This window comes from Parasphingorhabdus sp. (genome assembly GCF_036964675.1).
GTDB lineage: Bacteria > Pseudomonadota > Alphaproteobacteria > Sphingomonadales > Sphingomonadaceae > Parasphingorhabdus.
The window spans coordinates 1-7,010 of record NZ_JBALTF010000095.1 but is presented as its reverse complement, the minus strand read 5'-3'; the positions used below and the strand labels follow the sequence as shown (position 1 = coordinate 7,010).

5 protein-coding genes are annotated in these 7,010 nt (G+C 59.4%); 3 read left to right on the top strand and 2 right to left on the bottom strand.

Annotated features, from left to right (window positions below):
- The first annotated feature begins 204 nt into the window (after positions 1–204).
- Positions 205–2,022 carry a translation elongation factor 4 gene (gene lepA, locus V7665_RS12625; protein ID WP_335664887.1) on the top strand — a complete coding sequence of 606 codons (1,818 nt, stop codon included), beginning with the start codon at positions 205–207 and terminating at the stop codon, positions 2,020–2,022.
- 360 nt (positions 2,023–2,382) lie between these two features.
- On the opposite strand, the gene V7665_RS12620 is transcribed toward lepA, so the two are convergent.
- Entirely contained in the window at positions 2,383–3,192 is an 810-nt protein-coding gene (locus tag V7665_RS12620) for a class I SAM-dependent methyltransferase (RefSeq protein ID WP_442955230.1), read from the bottom strand.
- Between the two features lie 457 nt (positions 3,193–3,649).
- Positions 3,650–4,777, bottom strand: a complete 1,128-nt coding sequence (prfB, locus tag V7665_RS12615; RefSeq protein WP_335664886.1) for a peptide chain release factor 2 — start codon at positions 4,775–4,777, stop codon at positions 3,650–3,652.
- A gap of 229 nt (positions 4,778–5,006) precedes the next feature.
- Between prfB and V7665_RS12610 the strand changes: the two genes are divergently transcribed.
- Entirely contained in the window at positions 5,007–5,756 is a 750-nt protein-coding gene (locus V7665_RS12610; RefSeq protein ID WP_335664885.1) for a carbonic anhydrase, read from the top strand.
- A 73-nt stretch (positions 5,757–5,829) separates the two neighbouring features.
- Positions 5,830–6,744 carry an oxidoreductase gene (locus V7665_RS12605; RefSeq protein WP_335664884.1) on the top strand — a complete coding sequence of 305 codons (915 nt, stop codon included), beginning with the start codon at positions 5,830–5,832 and terminating at the stop codon, positions 6,742–6,744.
- The last annotated feature ends 266 nt before the right edge of the window (positions 6,745–7,010 follow it).

Genomic DNA, 7,010 nt, shown 5'->3' with positions numbered 1-7,010 from the left:
CTCCGAACCTGAACAATTGGCCTTTGCGGGCCTGAAGGGCTGCGAAAATCGGGCGCAAAAACCGCAAGGCTTTTCAAATTCATAACAGTGTAAAGTGTGTAAAGTTCATCCGCGCTGCCCCCGGCGAATGCGGCCCGCCATCTGGTGCCCCCGGCACCGTCGTTTCCTGCTGACAAGGGCTTGCGCCCCTGCTAACGGCTCGCCATGACCGATCCATCCTATAAACAGGCCCACATCCGCAATTTTGCCATCATCGCCCATATCGATCATGGCAAATCGACGCTCGCCGACCGGCTGATCCAGCAGACCGGCGGGCTGACCGAGCGCGAGATGAGCGAGCAGGTGCTCGACAATATGGATATCGAGCGCGAGCGCGGCATCACGATCAAGGCGCAGACGGTGCGGCTGCATTATACCGCCAAAAATGGCGAGGATTACGAGCTCAGCCTGATGGACACGCCGGGCCATGTCGACTTTGCCTATGAAGTGTCGCGGAGCCTCGCGGCCTGCGAGGGTGCGTTGCTGGTCGTGGACGCGGCGCAGGGGGTCGAGGCGCAGACCCTGGCCAATGTCTATCAGTCGATCGAACATGACCACGAGATCATCCCGGTGCTCAACAAGATCGATCTGCCCGCCGCCGAGCCGGAGCGGGTGCGCAAGGAGATTGAGGAAATCATCGGTATCGACGCTTCCGAAGCGGTGCTGGCCAGCGCCAAGTCGGGGATCGGCATCGAGGATATATTGGAGCAGATTGTCGCCAAGATCCCGGCGCCGGGCGGCGACCGCAACAAGCCGCTGAAGGCGATGCTGGTCGACAGCTGGTATGATCCCTATCTTGGCGTGGTCATCCTGGTGCGGGTGATCGACGGGGTGATCACCAAGGGACTGAAGATCAAGTTCATGGCCCAGGGCACCGAGCATCTGGTCGACCGGGTCGGCTGCATGCGGCCGAAGATCGAGCAATTGTCGGAACTGGCGGCCGGTGAAATCGGCTTCATCACCGCGCAGATCAAGGAAGTCAGCCAGACTGCGGTCGGCGACACGATCACCACGGTGAAGAACCCGGCGCCCGAGGCTTTGCCGGGCTTCAAGGAAGTGCAGTCGGTGGTGTTCTGCGGCCTGTTCCCGGTTGATGCGGCGGATTTCGAGAAATTGCGCGAGAGCATTGGCAAATTGCGGCTCAATGACGCGAGCTTCACTTTCGAGATGGAGACCAGCGCGGCATTGGGGCAGGGCTTCCGCTGCGGCTTTCTCGGGCTGCTGCATCTGGAGATTGTCCAGGAACGGCTGACCCGCGAATATGATCTCGACCTGATCACCACCGCGCCGTCGGTGGTTTACCGGATCGAGATGAACGATGGCAGCGAGCAGTTTCTGCACAATCCGGCGGATATGCCGGACGTGGTCAAGATCAGGGAGATCGAGGAGCCGTGGATCGAGGCGACCATCTATTGCCCGGACGAATATCTTGGCGGCATATTGAAGCTATGTCAGGACCGCCGCGGGGTACAGAAGAATCTCACCTATGTCAGCGACCGGGCGCAAGTGGTCTATGAACTGCCGCTCAACGAGGTGGTGTTCGACTTTTACGACCGGCTGAAGAGCATTTCGCGCGGCTATGCGAGTTTTGACTATCACCAGATCGGCCTGCGCACCGGCCAGCTGGTCAAGATGAACATCATGGTCAATGGCGATCCGGTCGATGCTTTGAGCATGATCGTCCACCGCGACGCCGCCGAAGCCCGCGGCCGGCATATGTGCGAGCGGCTCAAGGACCTGATCCCGCGCCATCTGTTCAAGATCCCGATCCAGGCGGCGATTGGCGGCAAGGTGATCGCCCGCGAGACGATCTCGGCGATGCGCAAGGACGTCACCGCCAAATGCTATGGCGGCGATATCAGCCGCAAGAAGAAGCTGCTCGACAAGCAGAAGAAGGGCAAGGCCAAAATGCGCGAATATGGCAATGTCAGCATCCCGCAGGAGGCGTTTATCGCGGCGCTGAAGATGGGCGACGAAAGCTAGCTCCCGCCGGTCAGGCATTGAATAGATGCGGTTACGATAGCAATAGATGATTGGCAGCGGTTGAAATCGAAGACCAATTCGCTTATGGTCAACAAGAGGTAAACTAAAACGGGTCCAGATTGACTTGCAGGACTCATCTATGTTTGGTCTATTCGATCCCCCGAATCGTCGTATCGGGGACGAACGGGAGCTTCGCGATTTGCATTTTAAATATGGTGCTGATGCGGCTGCCATCCTGAAGGATCGGGCGAACGACAGTTCCCTGTCATCCCGCGACCGGCGTCACTAGCGGCGGTTGGCCCGCAAAGCGCGTCGGCAGCAGAGCAAATGGCTGGATGAGCTGAACAGCAGCTGATATCATCATTCGCTGTCCCGCTGATAGGGGCAGGGCACGATATTTTCGGGCAATATTGCCGGCCCCTTGACCCGGAACCGGGCGAAATAACCGCCAAGTTCCGGCCGTTCCATGAAGCCTACCAGTTCGTAACCCACCGCCTCAAATTCGCAGAATAGCTGTTTCGGCGGAATGCCATGCTGCGCAACATCGCGATTGACATCGACCACGATCACCTCGCCGGCGCCATTTGGCCCGCTCTTGCCGAGCAGCGCCGAGCGCAGGCGCGACAGAAAGGCATAGGGCTCGCGCACCTCGTGATACATGTGGACAAGAAAAATCCGGTCAAAACTATTTTCGGGTAGCCGCGGATCATCCGGCGCGCCGAGCTTGATCGAGACATTGTCGAGGCTCTCCCGATTGACCCGCTCGGCCAGCCGGTCGATCGCGCCCTGGTCGATATCCTGCGCCAGCACCCGGCCGGAAGTCCCGACTTTCTCCGCCAGACGCACCGTATAATAGCCTTCACCCGCGCCGATATCGGCGACCGTCATGCCCGGCTCCAGTCCAGCCGCCGTCATGATCTCCTCGGCTTCGCCGCGCTTGTCGCGAGCGGTCTCGGTCGACCATTGATTGCCAGCCAGCTCCGACACCGGCCGCGACGCTGGCGGATAAGCGCGGGCAGTCTCGGCCCGCAAATCATTGTCGTCGGGCATTCGCTTGCACGCGCTCAGCGGCGTCGTCAGCAGCAGCAAGGCGGCCAGGCTCGCGATCAGGCGAGCAGGCGGCAGTCGACCGGCAGTCAGGCGGTCAGGTTCAACGGCAATTTTTTTCATCGCCAAGAGACTAGGCGAGCGCAGGGTCCGATTCAATCCCTGTTTGAGGCCTGAACCGGCGCATGTTGTTTTCCCGTGGCACGGGACAAAAGCGGCCCGGGGGATACGGTCCGGGCAAAATAAATACGCGCGACAGAAGGCGGGCGGCAGCCGGGACAGCCGTGTTCAGGGTCACACGGGTCACAGCCGCTAAAGCGAAAAAACAGTCGGGGGGCTGGAGCCGGTTAAATCGCTGATAAATAGCGATTTATTCGCAATACTGGTGCTGCTGTCATCGTGGCGAAACAAGCGAAGAGCATCGCGGTAAAATCCTGCTGTGGCTCCAGCCGCCAGCGGTGATGGTTGAGATGTGTCTCTAGCCTACGGGATCAAAGCGCCACGAGGGTTCTTGTCGCACCCTGTCCTTCGACAGGCTCAGGACGAACGGAATGTTTCGCCGGGCAGGGGAACAAGCGTCCTAATCCACATCCTCGACATCAACCTTCTCACCGGTCACCTTCTGCGCCAATGTCGCGGCGATAAATTCGTCGAGGCCGCCGTCGAGCACGGCATTGGGGGCGCTGCTGGTGTAGCCGGTGCGCAGGTCCTTGACCATCTGATAGGGTTGCAGGACATAGGAACGGATCTGGTGGCCCCAGCCGATTTCGGTCTTGGCTTCATATTCGCCCGAGGCTTCGGCTTCGCGGCGTTGCAGCTCGGCCTCGAACAGGCGTGCTTTGAGCATGCCCATCGCGGTGGCGCGGTTCTTGTGCTGGCTGCGGTCATTCTGGCTGGCGACGACGATGCCGGTTGGCTGGTGGGTGATGCGCACGGCGCTGTCGGTGGTGTTGACGTGCTGGCCGCCGGAGCCGGAAGCGCGATAGGTATCGATCTTGAGGTCGCTCTCGTTGATCTCGACTTCGAACGTGTCGTCGATGACTGGATAGACCCAGACGCTGGAGAAGCTGGTATGGCGCTTGGCGGCGCTGTCGAACGGCGAGATGCGGACCAGCCGGTGGACGCCGCTTTCGGTCTTGGCATAGCCATAGGCATTTTCGCCCTTCACCTCGAGCGTCGCCGATTTGATGCCGGCCTGATCGCCAGCCTGATAGTCGACCATGGAGACCTTGTAACCGCGGGCGTCGGCCCAGCGCTGATACATGCGCAGCAGCATTTCGGCCCAGTCCTGGCTCTCGGTGCCGCCGGCACCAGCGTGAATTTCGATATAGGTGTCAAGGCCATCGGCTTCGCCGGAGAGCAAGGCCTTGACCTTGTCGCGGTCGGCGCGGGCCGCGAGCTTTTCGAGGCTGGCAGCGCCTTCATCGGCGAGTTCGGCATCGCCCTCTTCCTCGGCCATCTCGATAAATTCGAGCGCATCGTTGCGTTCCTGCTCGATTTCTCGCGCGGCGCTGATCGATTCGTCGAGGCGGCGGCGCTCGGTCATCACCGCTTGCGCGGCGGTCTGGTCGTCCCAAAGGGTCGGGTCCTCGACCCGGGCGTTCAGCTCGTCGAGACGGCGCAGTGCGACATCCCAGTTGAGCGAGGTCCTGATCAGGTCGAGGGCGGCGTCGATCCGGTCGACATAGGCTTGCGCGTCGGCACGCATGATAATCTCCAAAACTAGTGGCGCCAGCGATTAGACGATATCGGCGGGAAGTAAAGTGATGTGGAGCCACTCTGGCGGAACCGGCGGCTTTTGTCGCATTCGCTCATTGATGTTTTCTATTGAAATTCCCTATTTGTTGCGATTGTCGCTTGGCAATTGAAATTCTAGAGATCGGGCCGCAATATGGTCGCAGCACAAGCATGCGGCCAATCAATCTGAAAGGAATGGCATGATCTATCGACGTATTTCGGGCACCATGATGGCAGCTCTTCTCATCTCCGGTCCGGCCCTTGCCGAACATCACAAACCCTATGGCTATGGCGCTGATAATGGCCCGGAAAAATGGGGCCAGCTGGCCGACAAATATGCACTATGCGAAAAGGGTGACATGCAGTCGCCAATCGATCTGGCCGGCGCCAATGCCAAGGGGGATGTGGCGCTGTCGGTCAACTATCAGGCCGGACCGCTGACCGTATCGAACAAGGGATTGACGATACAGGCCGATTTTGCCGCCGGTTCCTCGATGACCAGCGGCGGCACGACGTTCAACCTGATCCAGATTCACTTCCACACGCCATCCGAACATGCGATTTCCGGCAAACGCTATCCGCTCACCGGCCATTTTGTCCACGCCACCGAAGGCGGCAAGCTGGGCGTATTGGGCGTGATGTTTGAAGAAGGCGCCGCCAATGCGGAACTGGGCAAAATTCTTGCTGCTGCGCCGGCCGCGAAATCTGAGGCAACGACCGTAGCTGGCAAGATGATCAATCCCAATGGCATGCTGCCTGCGGATCGTTCGGTCTATCGCTATATGGGCTCGCTGACCACGCCGCCGTGCAGCGAAGGGGTGAACTGGCATGTGCTGAAAGACCCGATTACGGCGAGCGCCGAGCAGATTGCGGCATTTGAAAAGCTGATGGGTGATAATGCGCGTCCGGTGCGGGCGCTCAACAACCGTCTCGTAGTCGCTCCGGAGTGATCGAGGGGCGCTGATTTTCTGCCAGGCTCCGGATTTCTATGATAGATATGGGGCAGGATCAGGAGACAGCGGCATGACGATCAAGAATTTCACCGACAAGGACGTGCCCGACCAGAGCGGGCGCGTCTTTTTTGTCACCGGCGCGAATAGCGGGCTCGGCTATCAGGCCGCCAAGCTGCTCGCGGGCAGGGGCGCACGGGTGCTGCTCGGCTGCCGGTCTGCGGACAAGGCAGAGGCGGCGATGGCCGATATTCGCGCTGTCTATCCGGAGGCCGATCTGGGGTTCATCCCGCTGGACCTGGGAGATCTCCAGTCCATTCGCGCGGCGGCGAAACTGGTCGGGGAAGAGCCACGGCTCGATGTTCTGCTGAACAATGCCGGGATCATGATGCCGCCTCGCGAAGAGACGGCGGACGGCTTTGAATCGCAATTTGGCGTCAATCATCTCGGGACGTTTGCGCTCACCGGACTGCTGCTCGACAAGCTGGCAAAAGGACAGGAGCCGCGGGTCGTGATCACTTCCAGCATGGCGCATCGCAGCGGTAAAATCGATTTTGACGATATCAATGCGGAGGACAGCTATAGCCGCTGGGGCCGCTATGCGATGAGCAAGCTGGCCAATCTGCTGCACATGTATGAACTCGACCGGCGGTTGCGCGCCGCGGATTCCCCGATCATGGCGGTCGCCTGTCATCCCGGCGTTGCGGATACGGAGCTGACCAAGAATTTTCCGGACTTCCTGGTTTCCCTGTTCCGGCCGGTCTCCAGCCTGTTCATGAATAGCGCGGCGCAAGGGGCATGGTCGACGCTGGCCGCAGCCGCCGGGGACGCGGTCGAAGGCGGTCAATATTTCGGGCCGAGCCGCAATAATGAGTGGATCGGGCCGGCGCGCGAAGTGCAGCCGCGGCCCAAAGCCAAACGGATTGAGCCGGCAAAGCGCTTGTGGGATATTTCAGAAGAAATGACCGGCGTAAAATATCCGGTGTGACCATCCGGAACCTGCAAAATATAGAATTTCTTTTGCTTCGAGAGGTTTATTGAGCTAGCTTCTACGCGGGAGGACAGGTTTTAACGCTTCACTTGAGGGGGATTTTGCTTGTTCGATGAAATGCTGGGTAGCGATAATCGCGTTCGCGAACCATATGCCGACTATAAAAATTGGCTGGAAAACGAAGATACCAAACGTCTCCATCGCAAATCTGACGATGCAGAGGCTTTTTTTCGCAGGACGGGCATTACATTCAATGTCTATGG

Excerpts from the sequence above, each read along its gene's own strand:
- lepA (WP_335664887.1), top strand. The coding sequence starts at position 205 with ATGACCGATCCATCCTATAAACAGGCCCACATCCGCAATTTTGCCATC.
- V7665_RS12620 (WP_442955230.1), bottom strand. The coding sequence starts at position 3,192 with ATGAAAAAAATTGCCGTTGAACCTGACCGCCTGACTGCCGGTCGACTG.
- prfB (WP_335664886.1), bottom strand. The coding sequence starts at position 4,777 with ATGCGTGCCGACGCGCAAGCCTATGTCGACCGGATCGACGCCGCCCTC.
- V7665_RS12610 (WP_335664885.1), top strand. The coding sequence starts at position 5,007 with ATGATCTATCGACGTATTTCGGGCACCATGATGGCAGCTCTTCTCATC.
- V7665_RS12605 (WP_335664884.1), top strand. The coding sequence starts at position 5,830 with ATGACGATCAAGAATTTCACCGACAAGGACGTGCCCGACCAGAGCGGG.